Source organism: Bradyrhizobium algeriense, assembly GCF_003062295.1.
GTDB lineage: Bacteria > Pseudomonadota > Alphaproteobacteria > Rhizobiales > Xanthobacteraceae > Bradyrhizobium > Bradyrhizobium algeriense.
Map to the genome: position 1 here is coordinate 1 of NZ_PYCN01000143.1, position 649 is coordinate 649.

Sequence of the window (649 nt, forward strand, 5' to 3'; positions counted from 1 at the left end):
CTGTCGGAAGTGCCGTACCCGGTCCAGATGGAACCGAATCTCGTGATCGAGTTCTATTCGCGCTAATTCGCGAACAGCCGATTTCGAATACGGAAAGGCCGCCCAGTGGGCGGCCTTTTTTCGTGTGCCGAGCATGTTCGACAGCTTGGAGGTGCAAGTCCTCTACCCAGCCTGATGGCGGCGAAGGGTTAGCAAAGCGCAAGGGCGCCACCGCGAGGTGGGGTCTGAAGGAAGCGTGGAGCAAAACCGCGACCTGATGAACAAGAACCGGATACGAGGCCGCCTCGGCCGGACGAGCAGGCGAAAGGCTGCAAAGTCCACGGTCATCAAAGACCGAGGCGGTAAATCCGGCAGGTGTGCGGGGAAGGCGGTCGAACTTACCTCGGGAGATCTCCGGCATGTCCGATCTTCCGGACTGAGCGGGCTGCAAGGCCCGTGATCGTGGCGGAGAAGTCAGCAGACGGCATAGTAGGCCGCGAGGCCGAAGGCCCGAACGTCCGAGAGGGCAAGTAGAGCAGGTGTCTCGACGGACCAAGCGGCAGCAACACCAACTTGAGTTGGCTTTCGGTGGTGGGGCAGAGGGTGAAACCCCGAGCCCACTCGCCGGAGGAGCCGAAGTCCTGTCGGCGGCACCTACCCCCGAAAGCCC

Annotated in this window: 1 pseudogene; it reads left to right on the forward strand. The window is 62.1% G+C overall.

Annotated elements, in window-relative coordinates:
• Positions 1–66 (forward strand): annotated as a pseudogene (locus C7G61_RS42735) (30S ribosomal protein S4); the annotation flags it as partial.
• Positions 67–649 lie beyond the last annotated feature (583 nt).